Below are 14,503 nucleotides of genomic sequence, written 5' to 3'. Positions count from 1 at the left end.
CGTGCCAGTATGTCTCATCACCATAGCGATATCATCTCGTTCGATCTCCAGGCAGGCAAGGGAAGTATGCTCGATATTGCGAGTATGTTCCCGATTTCGAGCGTGCATGCGATTCGTTCGACGAAGCCGATTCTCGATACACTCGCGAAATGACGTGGTGTGACGCATGATTTCTCACTCTCACACAAGCTCTCTATTAAGCGATTTCGCACGATATCAACACTCGATCTCTCGACATCTGAGTTCTGGCAACCGTCCCTTCTCACGACCAAGATTCTCCAGATTCGCCCACGATTCCATACCATCGATCTCGTTCCTCCACTCGAGATTCCATTCGGTTCGCTCGATATTCGGCGCGAGATTCCGATCCTTTCTGAGCAAAAATACGGAGACATCTATCGCAGAAAACTCCCTGCTTCACTCCACTTGCGCCGCGAATGGAAGAATACGCGCACACTCCTGAAGCGAAAACGGAAATCGATCTTCGCAACTTTATTTATCCTCGTGTCACTCTCGATTCCCACGCTTCTCTATACGAAATTCCTCGTCGAGGATGGGCTCCATGAACTCGTGGCACTCAGGAATATTTCTGACAAAATAACGCTATTGCAATCGATTCATGCATCACGTGGAGATTTTGAACGTGCGAATATCCTCTTCATGCCGTTCCGATGGATTCCGCAGGATCAATTCCGACTCGCGTCGATCGCGATCGATGGCGGACTGGCGCTGACTCGTGGTATGGATGCAGTGGTGAATACGATTCCGACAGGAAGTGGCGAGACGTTTTCTGGTTCGATTATTCATGATTCCATCGACAATTCTTCTTTGCCGAGTTTTCGAGCCAAGGCACGAGATATCACACTTTTCGCGCCACTGGGTATCGATACGCCGACCGATTGGCTCACACAGAATCAAGATGCGATTCGTATTCTGACAACAGCGCTGCATGATGCGAGCATGGCTTTCGATCGCGCGAGAAATATTTCTGATAGCCGAAAAGACGAACTGATTCATATCGGAAAAACTTTCGAACAACTCGGATGAATACTCGGATTCTATGAGTCTCACGAGAAAAATATCCTCCAAATGCTCGGACATGATGAACCGCAACGATATATCATCTTCAATCAGAATCGTGATGAGATTCGCGCCAATGGTGGATTCCCTGGAAGTGTCATCACCTTCACTCTCTACAAGGGAAATGTCCTCGACTATCGCACGGATGATGTGTATTATTATGATTGGAATCTCTATCCGTACAAGGAAGTGCCACCTCCTGGTGTCGCGCTCCTCACGGATAACTATGGACTGCGTGATGTGAACTATTATCCTGATTTTCGTGACACTCTCGAAAAAGCGAATGCCTTCATCGAACGTTCGGGCGATGCGACGCTCACGACAGGAATCGCGATTCACCAAGGAATCGTCGAAGATATTTTGAAGGAAGTGTGACCAGTTACACTTTCTGGCGTGACCGAGCCATTCACGAGTGAGAATTTTTCTCCACTGATGTCGACACTCGTCGAGGCACGTCACGGGGAAGTGAATACACCGAAAGATACACTGTTCCGATTTATTTCTGCGCTGGCTGCAAAAATTAATGAGAAACGAGCCTATGATACGGTTCTCACACTGCTCGAAGAAGAACTCAGAAATGGAGAAATCCTTTTTGCTTCGCGCGATGTTCAGGTAGATGATTTTCTCTCGACTTTCCGAAAAGAACTTCCATGGCAGTGCGGATGAGCAAATAACAATGAACAATGAACAATGAACAATGAACAATGAATAATGAATAATACAGGAGCAAACGATTGTCCGCGGAACTGGGCGTATCCAGTGCTGACTTCGGTATCTGGGAACAAGAGTGATCGCTTCATGAAGCGACTCTATGAGTCTGATACTTTCCCTGTCGGCAGTTGCCAATATCAGAACAAGATGACATTCACCCACACGCATTCGTACGAGAAATCCGATAGTACAACGCTCGAGAAATATCTCGACTTTCTCGGTATCAAAGATCAGAAAATCCGTGAGAAAATGCTCTTCGTCCAAGGAAACGGAGCGAATCGAACCTATATGCGACTCTATACTCCGAAGGGTTCCGTATTGACTGGTTCTACGATTGGTATCGAGACGGTAGAGAAAGATGATAGCACTGTATTCACCTGGCTTATGGAGACTCCAGTGGGTGCGAGTGCTTCGAAAACAATTCGCTATACTACTCCGATTGCTGACTGTCAGACATTCACAGGTGGGCTCACTTGGTATCGTCAGCCAGGACTTCAGAATACGATGATGAAATAGTTTCTCCCATAATTCTTCATGCATATTTCCACTTTTTCTCATCGTCGATTTCTCATTTCTCTTTTTCTTTTGGTGATTGGACTTTTTCTCCTTGGATTCAGTCTAGGGCAAAAAGAATCAAACACAGGAAATGATACCATATGGATCGTCGATAACTCGATGAGTATGGCAGTCGAAGATATCGCGGATAGTGTACAGAATCTGAATCATAGCCGCCTCGAAGTAGCGCGTTCGCTCGTGATGAGTGGAGTCCATGAGCTCTCGGGGAATCATGGAGTGCTCATCTATGCGCGGAGTCCATGAGTGCTTGTACCACTGACCTCTGACAAGAACATTCTCGATACCAATGTTGCCAATATCGCTCCAGTCATGGACAATGGTGGAAGTGATATGAAGAGTGTTTTCGGATTGCTCGCATCACTCTATAGCACGCGCAAAACTCCCCTGAACGTGATTCTTCTCTCTGATGGTGGCGATACGGGAATTTCTGATTTTCCACCGCTTCCTGAGGGAGTCCGACTGCAGATCGTCGGAATCGGGACGGAATCTGGCTGACCCATCTCTCTCGGCTATGACGCGCTCGGACAGCGACGATACAAGATATATCAGGGCAAGGAAGTGAATGTTGCATACGAGCAATCGAATATCGAGAAACTCGCCAAGATATATAGTGCCACAGTTTCTACGATAGAAAATACACGACAAATTCCTGAAGTGCTTGAGGCTATTACACCAAAAATAGAAATACAAAAACCAGAATCACTCCTCTTCATACTCCGCATCATCGGTTCGCTTTTTATCCTCTTGGCTCTGATCTTCCCTCCGTATGTCTCACTGAGAAAGAACTAACATCACCGAAAAAAAGTGGAAAAAAATACTTCTCGAAAGTATGATTTTTCTTGGGCTTTGGTTGATATTGTTCATGGTTTTCTCATGGAGAATACTTGTCGAGAATTTCTCTCTCCTCTCAGGGATCTCTCAGGATATGCCCGAGTCACGATACAATACAGCACTCGCATTCGCGAAAGAGAAGCGATATGATGAAGCTCGTGTTATTCTCGAAAGACTCGTACAATCGAATCCAGAAATCACCGCGAGAGAACGAGTCTATGAGCTCTATGGTGATGTTCTCTATCTCTCCAGTGGTTCGAAGGATGATGTGAAGAAGCTCTACATCCTCGCTCGTGATATTCGTCCGAATGATATGCTCCTCGAGAAGATCGCATTGCTCGATGGTCAATCTTCTTCGAATTCTGAGAATGCCTCTGGAACGGTCTCGAATACAGGAAATATAGCTTTTCCTTCAGGAAGTGGTTCAGGTACGAGTTCTCTCCAGTCAGCGCTTGATTCACTCGCTAAGACGGAATCCGAAAAACAAAAATACCTCTATCCGCTCAATACTACTCCAGAAAATCTCTCAGATACACGGAAATTCCTCGATGAATGAGTCGAGCGAGTGGATTGGTAATCTCTCTTTATGATCAAAAAAACTCTCATCTTCATCGTCCGTCAATATCAGAAATACCTCTCGCCCGATCATTCTGTCTGGGCAAAGTCACTGAACCGACCGCCATATTGCAAGCATATTCCATCCTGTAGCGACTATATGATAGAATCTCTCGAAAAAAAATGAGTCATCATCTGACTCATCAAGTGAACTGGGAGAATCCTTCGGTGTAATCCGTGGTCGAAGGGCGGGTATAATCCTGTAGAGAAAAGTTCGAAGTAATTATGCGGCGAGAAGAGTATAGACTTTCTTTTCTATAGTAGACCTTTTTCCTAGAACTTGGTTGAGGAGTTTGTTGCTCAGATATTTGAGGATCTCATCTATGAAATCTCTGATATCTTCTTGTGATTCTCATGTCATTTGAATAAATCGAGATATATCGCGAATTTCTTTACTCGTTTTTTGATTGATTCCCATGCGCTCGATTTGATGGATGCCTCACTCTGATGGGTTATCCAAGTACGTGCAAATACTTATACATATTCCTCTTCCATGTTCTCTTCCTTGAGAATCATTTTCGATGATTCTATAGAAGAGCGAAGAAAGCATATTATAGATTTCTTGTTTCTCTTGAGAATATCGAATTCTCATGGCATCCGCGAGTTGAAAATCTTCCATATTCTTTTTTAAGAAGATTTGATTATAGGATATTTTTATAATAGTCAATACTTATTCTGAAAATACGAAAATTCACTCGGAAATCTTTACTTTCTCAGCCTTTTCCATACTATCAGAGCATGACTGTACCACATTTTCTCGAACATGACCGCGATGTTTGATTCATTTCTGCATTCAAGACTCCTGCAAAATCTCGATATTTTTTCGATATCACAGAACGGGATCATGTGATGTTATTGCCGATGGTTTATACATTTGCACGCGAACAGGGGATTCCGATAATGATAGTGGGTGGTGGTTCGAATTGCCTTTTCGCATTCGATGAATATGACGGCATCATCGTCCGCAATCGCTATGCAGGATACAGTGAACCGTTCGATCAACATGGGCGAACTTATGTCCGCGTACATAGTGGTGAGATGAGTACGGTTTTCGCACTTGCACTCTACCAGCACTATGGAATCTCTGTCCTTGTGCCTTGGACTGGACTGCCTGGGACAATCGGTGGTGCTTGTGTCGGCAATGCTGGATGCTTTGGTATCGAGACAGCCGATATATTCGTCGAGGCGGAAGTGCTCGAGCTCGAGAGCAGTATCATCCACACCTACACGCATGATGATATGGAATACCGATATCGTGGCAGTATCCTGAAGTGAGATGAGCGGTTTTTCGTCGTGTCGATGCTCCTCGATGTCTCTCCGTTCGAGAACAAGGATTATGGACAATTCACACCTGCAGATATTCAGGCGATTCGCAAAGTGAAGCAACCACCAGGATTCTCGTGTGGAAGTTTTTTTAAGAATCCTCCAGGAATGTCAGCAGGGAAAATGATCGACGAATCAGGACTGAAGGGGACACGAGTCGGTGGGGTGAAAGTGAGTGAACAGCATGGGAACTTCTTCATCAACGATCAGAAATGAACCTGGCAGGATGTCATATGACTTCGTGACCTCGTGAAGGATACTATCCGTGAGAAATACGGTGTCGAGCTCGAAGAAGAAGTACGAATCGTGACAAATAACAATGAACAAATAACAATGAACAAATAACAATGAACAAATAACAATGAACAAATAACAATTACCGTCATGTTTTCTTACCAGATTCTGAATCATCCCGAAAAATTCACACTCGATACATCTCGGATTCAGATGATTTTTGAACGTATCGACGAGATGGTCGATATTCCTCAGAAGGGAATCCTGGATATTGCATTTCTCTCGGATACAGAAATACAGGCACTGAACCGTGATCATCGTGGTATCGACAAGACGACGGATGTGCTCTCATTTCACTATTTCGAAGATTTCACCGATGTAGCGGATGATGATATCGCGGGAGAGATTATCCTCTCGGAGTCTCGGATTCTCACACAGGCAGAGGAGTACGGACACACTGCAGAAAAGGAATTCGAAACTCTTGTCATTCATTCGATCCTCCATATAATCGGTTTTGATCACGAGACGGACGAAGACTATGAAGCTATGTGGAGCTATGAAGAACCGCTTCGGAAAGAAATATTAATATAACTTCTTTATTATGAATGCATCATTAAAGGTAGTTGATGGATGAATAAAATCTTGAGAGTTATCTTCGCAAGAACGGATAATAAGACTAGAACAAGAATATAAAGATATACTTCAGTTGCTTATCTGACATTTGCATGCTCTCTTTCCTAATCTCAAAAAATCAAATTCTTCATATTTTCGGATGATTGAAAATGGAATGGTATGCGCGGTCTATGGTGCTATGCATATCCGATTTCCTGTCGATATAAAGCTTGAAGAAGTCAGTATTCCTGTAGAATCGATGTGAAGCTGGGAAATTACTCTTAGTAATTCTCCTTGCCAGTCAGTAGCAAATATCCTCTCATCGAAAAATAAGCACGAGAGAACCATTGGACAATCTGTTCATACCATCTCCTTGAAGAGAAAAAGTATAAAAATAGGAGAAAATGACGAGTAAAACTTGCTTTTTCAAATTTCTCCATATAATCGCACTCACTCACCACGGCGGGGTAGCTCAGTGGTAGAGCAGAGGCCTGAAAAGCCTTGTGTCGGTGGTTCAATTCCACTCCTCGCCACCATTTCAGAAACAGCAGTAAGGTTTAATTTCTCATTATGAGGAGTTAAACCTTTTTCTTTGTTCGTAGGGTCTCCATTTGGGGTATCTTCCTGATTATCACCTCATCATCACTCATCGTCCTCAAAAATATAATAAACATCTATATTGTCAGTATTGATTACAATTTTTTTGATGAGAAGATTTAGGAGATTTATTTGCTCTTCTCGTGTAAATGAATAGATATCTTTTCCTTTCATTTTTTCAGAAAATCTAAGTACTTCTTTTGAGTTTTCTATTTTATCTAGTTGGCTTTTTATAAGCTCTGATAATTCCATATTTCGTTTTTCTAATACTTCGATCCTCTCTCTGTGAGTATCGATTTTTTTTTGAATTATCTCTTTGAATGTTGGATTTCTTTCGCTGATGAGACTATCAAAAAGTTCATCGACAATACTATATATTTCTCGAATTTGTAGAGAGTTTTTCTCTTGCTCTTTCTTATATTTTTCAGCTTCATTTTTATCGATATTTTCTTTTAGATATTCCTCTATGATATTCTTTGGATTCTTGATGAATCTATCGATATGCCCGAAAGTACCCTCGATAAGCTCAGTTTCTCGGACTTGAGAATTTCGACACCGCTCATCCCCATATTTGAGTGAGTGACCATGACCACACCTATAATATACCTTATGCTCTCATGATTTGTCTCTTTCCCTATATGCCTTATAATTAGCTCAGCACACTCAGCACTTTGTGAGTCATGCGAAAAGATGACGAATAATCGGCTTATTATTGTTGTTGAATCTGTACTTATTCGTAATGAGCTTTTCTTGAGCTTTTAGGAAAAGTTTATTTTCGATGATTGGCTCCACTTCCATAAGAAGCCATTCTTCCTTCGGTCTTTCTACTTGTCTCTTTTTCTTGATTTCTTTTCCAATTTCGGGAGATATAGCTGTATATTCTTCTGTAATGGTTTTATTTACCCATAATTGACCTATATAAGCTTCACTTCATAGAATACGAGATATCTGAGCAGGAGACCATTTTCACTTTCTTCATGGGGTAATTCTTTCTTTCTTGAGCTTGGTTTCATAACTCGTTCCAATACCCCGAGAATAGAGGATTTTTCATATCTCGGATATGGATTTATTTTGATTTACATAGAGATCAAATATCTCTAGTACTACTTCTTTTTGTTCTGGATCAATCTCAAGTCTCTTTGTTTCATGATTTTTCCGATAACCATAAGGAGGATTTCCTCAGATTGCAAATATTCACTTTTTGACAGCTTCCATTTTTCAAGCTGTCATTTTCTCACTATTATTTGTTCTCTCAAGAGTAGCAATGGCACCGAGCATAGTAATAAAGAAGAGTCCATTCGCTGTTGTTGTCTCGATATTTTCATTTACTGACATGAAAACAATCCCATGTTTATTGAACTCCTCGATGAGAGATAGGAGTACTTTTGTATTACGTGCCAATCGATCTAATCGATATACGACAACTGCCTGTATTTTTCCATTCTTTATATCCTCTTTCATTTGTTTCAATCATGGTCTCTCATTCTCATCTTTGCTTCCAGATATACCAAGATCTTTATAGACAAATTCTTCATTGTATACATATCACTTATCAGAATTATATTCGATAAATTTCTTGATCTTGTCTAATTGTAAATCTTTGCCATGCCCATTCTTTTTTTGCTCTAAAGATGATATACGTATGTAACATCATATGTTGATTTTCTTTTCCATGAGATTATCGGTTTAAGAAATATTGTACAACATTCAAAATAATTGATACGATGAGAAGAAATAAGAGTATCTCAAAGATCACAAATCCTTTTTTGAGTACAATCTCTTTAAGTACTTCTGTGAGCTCTCTTTTGAGTTCCTCATTTTCTTTCTCTGTACCTTGGAGAAAGAAGTATCGAAATATTCGTTCTTTGAGTTTTTTCGGCATAATTGAAAAGAGGGGAATTATGAAATTTATAGGGAAGACTTTACTCTTCTTTATCGTTCCAATCCATATCTTGCACAAGTTCATCTATGCTTACTTCGAGTGTACGAGCAATACGAGTAAGATTCTTGATAGTTGGATTATCTGTTATTCATGCTTCAATTTTTCCATAAGTAACATAAGTAATATTCGCTTCCTTCGTAAGGGCATCTATACTCATATTCTTTTCTTGTCGAGCTATTTTGAGTCTTTCATGAAGGAGTATTTTTTTCTTGGGTCTTCCCATAAAGATTAAACTTATATTTTATATAGTATATGTAATATATTATCAACAAATACTGAAAAATCAATACGGAATAATGATTTTATAAAAAATACTCTTGCATTATTTATAAATTAGGATAGTATAGGTCGTGCCAAAATCCGTTACTATTTCTTAAAATATCCCTATTTTCTTGCATTAAAGATAGAAAGGGCGACTTATGTCGCACCGTCCTTGTTTTTAATGCTCGGATAGGTAATGGGTTTTGGCGAACACATAGCACATAAGTCGCCCTTTTTGCTTTTTGTTCGCTAAAACCTCCTAAGTAGTTATGTCATTTTGGTTATAAATCCCTATTTTATAACCATTTTTTTATGAAAAAATATAAATGGATCGTCATAGTTCTTGCTATTATTCTTGTCGGTTTGGGTGTTTACTTCTCTCAAAAAGAAGATCCTTATGTTACCATTTGAGATATTAAGACTTCTAGTGATTGAAAACATACGAGCATAATTGGTACTCGTAATGGAAAACAATTTGTTGTAACAGGAAAAAAGGAATCAAAGAAATATGATGAGATTACTGAACTGCATTACATGAATAATAAACTTATCTTCCGTTCAAACAATAACCAACCAAAAGAACGTTGAGTATTATATCGTAGAGAAGAGTATGTTACGATTGATGGAATAGAATATGGACCATATTATAGCATTAAAGAATTTGATATTTCAGAAGATTGAAACTATTCTTATATTGCTATAGCCTCATCATGAGGTACTAATGAAAAAGATACACTTATAGTTAATGGAAAAGAAATAGCGTCATATGATAAAATACAATATCATTATATATGTAATTGAAATGATGTATTCAAAGCTTCAAATAATAATGAAGAATTCATGGTAAAAAATAATATAGAATGACCACATTATAAGAAGATTGAATGATTCGATCATAATAACTGATGCCTTCCAAATGGTGATATTATTTACATAGGAGAAAAAGAAACTCCTAAATGGACAACTGGTACCGGAACAGATTCTGAATATACAGAATATAAAACTACTTTCGACTTCCTTAAAAACGATACAGTACTTGCCTCATGATATAGAAGTATGATGCATTACTGACTTGATGGAAAATGGATGGGAAATTGGTTTATAACAAAAGACAATCATTTTGTAGTTCCTTTAGAGATAGAAGATTGAATGCCTTATGAAAATAGTAAGTGGAAAATAATGATAGATTGAGTAATTTCCCCGAAAGTATATAATGCTGTTTTTGATGTACATTATACAGATGACGATACTTTGAAATATGCTATAATAGAAAACAATATGAAAGATTGGGTAACTATTCCCTTGAAAAATTAGTAATAAAACATAAGAAATCCTTCTCATTCCCGAGAGGGATTTTTCTTGCCAAGTATTGCCTTATGTAATCCAATACATATACTACCCGAAACCAATACACCAATATATACGAGATATTACACTATCTATTTGAAACCAATACACAATACAATACGACCAATACACTAATATACAGAAGCTATTACGCTCGACATGCAATATCTATATGTAGTGGCTCTATAGTCAGGAAACTGTATATTTTCTTTCTGAAAATGGTTCAAAAATGAATGATTTTTTGAAAGAAAATGAAAAAGAGCATACTTTTTACCTTCATTTCATATGCATTCTCCCTCTTCAATATTTTCAGTTCTCGGAAAACAACCTCCTGAGTTACCACCAGAATTAGAGGATATTTCTGTAGTACCCGAACCAGAAAATATAAAAGAAACTCTTCCACCTATTGAAGAACTCCCATTTCTCGAATCCTACAACAATGAAATGAAACAACACACTCTTCTTCATAGAGAAACAGGATATTCCATGATTACTGTAGGAGGATTAAAGATTTACTTATTCTGAAATGCTTCTTGTCTTGAATATAAAGAAATTGATGAAGCATGAAATGAACAAGAAGCCAGATATTCAAGAGGTGACCTCTCAAATATTCCTGAAGAAATCATGTCACGATTTGGTTTTGATGCTTCTAGTTTTGACGAATATCCAAAAGGAACACCAAGAAAGGAGGGTGCACAATATAAAAGAGCTCCAGCAAAAAGTATGAGACGATTTAGTGATAAATGGAAAGGAGGATATAAATACTCAAAATCTAAAACTGACTTTACTGATGAACTTATTAAAACACGAGAGATATGGAAAGATACGGAAGAGCTTGTTTTTAAGCTCCTCAGAGAACATAAGATAAGCTACTCAAATATGGCTCTTTTCTTTCAAGATGCCGAGAGTTCTATTCGAGAACGAGCAAAGGTAAGAGACATGAGAGAAACGAGAAAGAGGACTCAGAAAATGCAACAAGAGTCTATACAAGAATACGGTCCAAAATATGTTGAGTGGTTACGAGAGACAGGAGGGAAGATATACTAAAAAAATGAAAAATCTGAAATTGCAAAATGAGAAAATCCTTTAAATAAGAGAAGAATATCTTATTTCAATTGTAAAGAATTTACAAAGGAAAGTATAAGTACAATGATATATAAATTATGAATCTCGAAATAATTTTTTTATTTCAGATTCAGCCAAGTTTGGATATTTAGCCTCATCTTCTCTAACTGTGGTAATTATTTTCTTCGCACGACTTATTTCATCGTTAAGTTTTTGAGAGTAATTGGTAGAGGTGGTCAGCTTATCAATTATAGAAAAAAGGTAATCTTTTTGATTGGAACAATTGAAAAAATTCTGATTTATAATCCATTTTTCAAGCAAAAACGAATCAAATCCACCACCACTTTTCACATTCCAGTATTTCATAAGCCGTATCGTTGGCTTTATTAAAAATGAATTACTTGTGTTTGCTATAATTAAGTTGTTATTAAAATCATTTGGATTTGTATCTTGCCAAGCAGATGTCCTACTCGGAATTTGCAAACCACCACTCCATGTACGAATTGCAGGAACAAGGTCAAATTTGATATGATTTAATTCAAGAACAATAGTTGGACTGGACTGAAAAATTTCAGAACTACCATAACGATCTGTGGCAAATTTCTTAAGTTGATTCAAATATGTTTGGGGTGTGTATTGATTATCAGAAAAAACAATCATATAATCTATATCGGATTGGTCATCCATAAAACGTGGAAGTATTGTATCCCGAGTGGATGATCCAAAACGAAAGTGTTCTTTGATTTCACTATTAGAAAAGTGATAACCAAGTCGTGTTTTAAGTGTAGAGATAGAGGTATCAATGCTTGATTTTTCTGAGACAGAAAGAACAGCACTGCTGGCTTTATTTTGTAGATAACTAAGGACTGACATAAGTCTATTTGAATTAGTATGAAATATAGATCTGATTAACGATGTATTGGAAGATTTTTTTTAATTCATTCCCATTCTGTTGTAAGTTTAGGATTCATCTTCTCGAAGATTTTTGCAGATAATAAGATGCCACCAAGTGCTTTTCCACATTCATAATTCCCAAATGCTTCTAGTCCTCTCACTTGCATTATCTCATTTGATGGTTTTGAATGAAAAAGTGAATATGTTTTATCATAAATAGATTCTACTCGCATACGTAACCACTCCATACGAATCCATTTTACAATAATTTCTTCACTAAAAATTACTTGTGCTACAGTAGCTATTAAGTCAAGCGGAGTAGTACGATTTAGAATAAATATCATGAAAACAAATACATAAATAATCATCTTTATTCTCTCTATTTTAAGCATTGCAAGTAGTATGGATTTGCTAAAAAAGGTGTTCTCAAGAACGGTAATCATAAGCTTACTATCCACTTCGATTTCTTTATTATTGTAATAACCTACTGTTTTTTGATGTGTGATATTTACACCAGATACATACGATAAAAAGTCCGCTCGCCTAGCATCCTCTGCGCGTGTGAATAAGTAATACCTCGATATTATGCCAAGTAAAAAGAAGGCAATAACAACAAGAATGAAAGTAATCGTGGTAATTTGATAGATTTGACTATAGATCTTTTGATCCATAAAAAGAAGTGCAAACGATAAAAATGCACCCATGTAGAAAAGCCAAGATAATACTGATTCGGTATGCTCAAGTTGTTTGTAAAAGTTTTCTCGAATAGGATCTTTTCTTTTTGGCATAATTTACAATTTAATTTTTATTAGACTCAGAAATGATAGAGTTTATAACTCGAAAAATAAGGGATTAAATCAATCTGGAAAATTTTATTGGAAAAACGAAATTTGTAAATAAACTATTTATGATTTGGACTTTCTGGAAGATTTAAAGAAAAGGACGTAATCCTCTATTATAGATAATTATCACTTGTAAAACCTATGAAAAACTATCTCATCACTTATGATTTAAAAGTTCCATGACATGATTATGCTAATCTATATATTGAGATCAAAAGATATCCACACATCCATGCCCTGGAATCCGTATGGTTTGTAAAATTCAATGGAAGTGCAAGTGATATAAGTGAGCACCTTGCAAAATATGTAGATAAGAATGATCGACTTTTTATTTCAGAGATAACCGCCAATTATAATGGTTGGCTTGATCAGAATAAATGGGATTTTCTAAAAAATTAATTTTTTCTTTATATTAGTCAATACATTAAATAATCTAGAAATAATTCATATTTTCTTAGATTTTGTATTATTTTCTAGAGAATCAAATAATACATTTCCTTTCTCAAGCAGAAAATTCACTAATATTTTTTCAAGTAAATGAACTAGTTCTTTCGCTCAATCAGTATTCCTCATGCATTGCCGAGTATTATGGACCATCATATTTCTCAGACTATATAGTTGATCTCCGAATCATGCTTTATCTCTTTTCTTTGGAAGATAGTTTATAGATCGAAAAAAAGCTGAACACTCATCAATAAAAACTTCTGGGTTAGTAATTCATTCAAAAATTGAGTTAATAGCATTTGATTCTTTATTTATTTCACGTAAATCAAATATAAAATCATTTCTTGGCATATCTCACCTTAAGTAAGTATTTATTGATTCTTTTATTTTTCCATTAACATGATTAGTTATTGTATATTCTATTATTTGATATAATAGAATAAATCGAGTTATATAGCTTTCATTATGAATTCAATTTTCAATAAACAAAGTTCTTAGAAAATTATCAGAATGAATACTAAAGTTAAATTTTTTTAGTTTTATCTTTTTTCCCAGGGGTCTATCTATGTTTCTATCTATAGATATTCCTATTGGATACTTATCAAGAGAATAGTATCAAAAGTTATATAAAGCTAATAAATAGTCTTCTATATTAAATTCATCTATTGTATTTTCTTTCTCTTTTTCCCAAATAAGGATTATTGTATCTTCTGAATATAAATCAGTAATTCTAAATCCACTTGAGTTAGGGGAGTTTTCCAATGGAAGTTCCTTTTCTTTTTCTAGTAATTTTTTATATGCCTGAAATTGATAGTGTTGCAAGTGATGATTTTCCGCTTCATTATGACTATTTGATTCTAAAATAGTGATGGGGAAAATCCATCAAAGACGTCTATCATTAATTTCCACTTGAAATACGTCATTTTCTGCTTTTAGATATGGATTTATAAGTAAGTAAATTTCACAATCAATAAAGACGGTTTCACGAGGTAATCTTGGGGTATAATTAAAGATTACTTTCAGTTCTTCATTGTCTGAGGAGACACAAAAATACCCATCTTGAAATATTATATTTTTGAGATGAAATTGTTGTTTATCACCATCTCATCTTCGTATCTTAATTCACATA

The 14,503-nt window shown here is 36.9% G+C and carries 15 protein-coding genes and 1 tRNA gene; 11 read left to right on the top strand and 5 right to left on the bottom strand.

The features are described 5' to 3' along the window. The first annotated feature begins 9 nt into the window (after nt 1-9). The 4 genes from PHY14_00575 to yidD are packed head-to-tail and all read left to right on the top strand — an operon-like array spanning nt 10 to nt 4,036. Nucleotides 10-2,307 (top strand): DUF4012 domain-containing protein, encoded by a 2,298-nt coding sequence (locus PHY14_00575; protein MDD2693408.1) that lies wholly within the window; start codon nt 10-12, stop codon nt 2,305-2,307. A gap of 18 nt (nt 2,308-2,325) precedes the next feature. Continuing rightward, nucleotides 2,326-3,156, top strand: a complete 831-nt coding sequence (locus PHY14_00570) for a VWA domain-containing protein (protein MDD2693407.1) — start codon at nt 2,326-2,328, stop codon at nt 3,154-3,156. Continuing rightward, nucleotides 3,134-3,775 carry a tetratricopeptide repeat protein gene (locus tag PHY14_00565; protein ID MDD2693406.1) on the top strand — a complete coding sequence of 214 codons (642 nt, stop codon included), beginning with the start codon at nt 3,134-3,136 and terminating at the stop codon, nt 3,773-3,775. Before PHY14_00570 ends, PHY14_00565 begins: the two co-directional genes overlap by 23 nt. Before the next feature lie 9 nt (nt 3,776-3,784). Continuing rightward, the gene (gene yidD, locus PHY14_00560; GenBank protein MDD2693405.1) at nt 3,785-4,036 is read left to right on the top strand and encodes a membrane protein insertion efficiency factor YidD; all 252 of its coding nucleotides are present in this window, start codon (nt 3,785-3,787) and stop codon (nt 4,034-4,036) included. Here yidD and PHY14_00555 read toward each other — a convergent pair whose 3' ends face one another. Further along, nucleotides 4,037-4,432 carry a hypothetical protein gene (locus PHY14_00555; GenBank protein ID MDD2693404.1) on the bottom strand — a complete coding sequence of 132 codons (396 nt, stop codon included), beginning with the start codon at nt 4,430-4,432 and terminating at the stop codon, nt 4,037-4,039. It lies immediately after the preceding gene. A 119-nt stretch (nt 4,433-4,551) separates the two neighbouring features. On the opposite strand from PHY14_00555, the gene murB reads away from it, so the two are divergent. From murB to PHY14_00535, 4 genes are all read left to right on the top strand, one after another. Continuing rightward, nucleotides 4,552-5,481, top strand: a complete 930-nt coding sequence (murB, locus tag PHY14_00550) for a UDP-N-acetylmuramate dehydrogenase (protein ID MDD2693403.1) — start codon at nt 4,552-4,554, stop codon at nt 5,479-5,481. A gap of 39 nt (nt 5,482-5,520) precedes the next feature. Next, nucleotides 5,521-5,961 (top strand): rRNA maturation RNase YbeY, encoded by a 441-nt coding sequence (gene ybeY / locus PHY14_00545; protein MDD2693402.1) that lies wholly within the window; start codon nt 5,521-5,523, stop codon nt 5,959-5,961. A 10-nt stretch (nt 5,962-5,971) separates the two neighbouring features. After that, entirely contained in the window at nt 5,972-6,397 is a 426-nt protein-coding gene (locus PHY14_00540) for a hypothetical protein (protein ID MDD2693401.1), read from the top strand. 46 nt (nt 6,398-6,443) lie between these two features. Further along, nucleotides 6,444-6,518, top strand: a tRNA-Phe gene (locus tag PHY14_00535). Nucleotides 6,519-8,501: 1,983 nt separating this feature from the next. Here PHY14_00535 and PHY14_00530 read toward each other — a convergent pair. After that, complete coding sequence (locus tag PHY14_00530) at nt 8,502-8,744, bottom strand: helix-turn-helix transcriptional regulator (GenBank protein ID MDD2693400.1); 243 nt, start codon at nt 8,742-8,744, stop codon at nt 8,502-8,504. A gap of 350 nt (nt 8,745-9,094) precedes the next feature. On the opposite strand from PHY14_00530, the gene PHY14_00525 reads away from it, so the two are divergent. Further along, nucleotides 9,095-10,096, top strand: coding sequence for a hypothetical protein (locus tag PHY14_00525; protein ID MDD2693399.1), 1,002 nt, complete (start codon nt 9,095-9,097; stop codon nt 10,094-10,096). 519 nt (nt 10,097-10,615) lie between these two features. Beyond that, complete coding sequence (locus PHY14_00520) at nt 10,616-11,176, top strand: hypothetical protein (GenBank protein ID MDD2693398.1); 561 nt, start codon at nt 10,616-10,618, stop codon at nt 11,174-11,176. Nucleotides 11,177-11,290: 114 nt separating this feature from the next. On the opposite strand, the gene PHY14_00515 is transcribed toward PHY14_00520, so the two are convergent. Together PHY14_00515 and PHY14_00510 are read right to left on the bottom strand one after the other, a co-directional pair. After that, the gene (locus tag PHY14_00515; protein ID MDD2693397.1) at nt 11,291-12,067 is read right to left on the bottom strand and encodes a nucleotidyltransferase; all 777 of its coding nucleotides are present in this window, start codon (nt 12,065-12,067) and stop codon (nt 11,291-11,293) included. Nucleotides 12,068-12,102: 35 nt separating this feature from the next. Next, nucleotides 12,103-12,876 (bottom strand): hypothetical protein, encoded by a 774-nt coding sequence (locus tag PHY14_00510; GenBank protein MDD2693396.1) that lies wholly within the window; start codon nt 12,874-12,876, stop codon nt 12,103-12,105. Between the two features lie 195 nt (nt 12,877-13,071). Between PHY14_00510 and PHY14_00505 the strand changes: the two genes are divergently transcribed. Next, nucleotides 13,072-13,329, top strand: coding sequence for a hypothetical protein (locus PHY14_00505; GenBank protein MDD2693395.1), 258 nt, complete (start codon nt 13,072-13,074; stop codon nt 13,327-13,329). Here the strand turns inward: PHY14_00505 and PHY14_00500 are convergent. Then, the gene (locus PHY14_00500; protein MDD2693394.1) at nt 13,318-14,502 is read right to left on the bottom strand and encodes a hypothetical protein; all 1,185 of its coding nucleotides are present in this window, start codon (nt 14,500-14,502) and stop codon (nt 13,318-13,320) included. The two genes, PHY14_00505 and PHY14_00500, sit on opposite strands and share 12 nt — an antisense overlap. Nucleotide 14,503: the final 1 nt, after the last annotated feature.

This window comes from Candidatus Gracilibacteria bacterium (assembly GCA_028687475.1).
GTDB lineage: Bacteria > Patescibacteriota > Gracilibacteria > BD1-5 > UBA2023 > STC-74.
The sequence above is the reverse complement of the archived record's forward strand: the minus strand, read 5'-3'. Positions and strand labels throughout refer to the sequence as shown.